This window comes from Vibrio sp. 1727, from assembly GCF_033344415.1.
In the GTDB taxonomy this organism is placed as follows: domain Bacteria; phylum Pseudomonadota; class Gammaproteobacteria; order Enterobacterales; family Vibrionaceae; genus Vibrio; species Vibrio alginolyticus.
The window spans coordinates 1-727 of record NZ_JAWPOT010000236.1 but is presented as its reverse complement, the minus strand read 5'-3'; the positions used below and the strand labels follow the sequence as shown (position 1 = coordinate 727).

1 protein-coding gene is annotated in these 727 nt (G+C 49.2%); it reads right to left on the bottom strand.

Annotation, left to right across the window (positions count from 1 at the left end):
- The coding region (gene lysA / locus R8O10_RS24980) for a diaminopimelate decarboxylase (RefSeq protein ID WP_318191926.1) at positions 1-727 on the bottom strand (727 nt) is incomplete at both ends.

Here is a 727-nt window from a genome sequence, read left to right as displayed (position 1 = left end):
AGTTCTAGGTCTTGATGATTTTCAAGGCGCCCCAACAACGCTTTCGCGTAATCAGACGGCTGAGGCGGTAATTCATCACGATATACCACGCCTAAGCCACCACCAACGTCGAGGTGACGAATGTTGATGCCTTGTGCTTTCAGGTCATCAATCAAAGCCAGCAAACGGTCGGTTGCATCAATAAATGGGTCAATGCTCGTTAACTGAGAACCAATATGGCAGTCGATACCTTGCACATTCAGATTAGGTAGGCTCTGGGCGAATTGATACACTTCTGGCGCGCGGTCAAACGCAATGCCAAATTTGTTGTCACGAAGACCAGTCGAAATATAAGGGTGAGTTTTCGCGTCAACATCTGGGTTAATACGTAGCGAAATAGGCGCAATCACACCAAGCTCGCCCGCCACTTTATTCAAGCGTTCGAGTTCCGGCTCTGATTCAACGTTGAAGCACTTGATGCCAAGCTCTAGTGCGCGCTTCATTTCTGCTGGCGTTTTACCCACACCAGAAAACACGACTTTCTTCGCATCACCGCCCGCAGCAATCACACGCTCTAGTTCACCACCAGATACGATATCAAAACCCGAACCCAAACGAGCCAGCGCGTTCAATACGCCCAAGTTTGAGTTGGCTTTTACTGCGTAGCACACAAGATGAGGATGTTGACCCACAGCACTATCAAACGCCTTCCAGTGGCGCTCTAGCGTGGCTCGAGAATATACGTAAA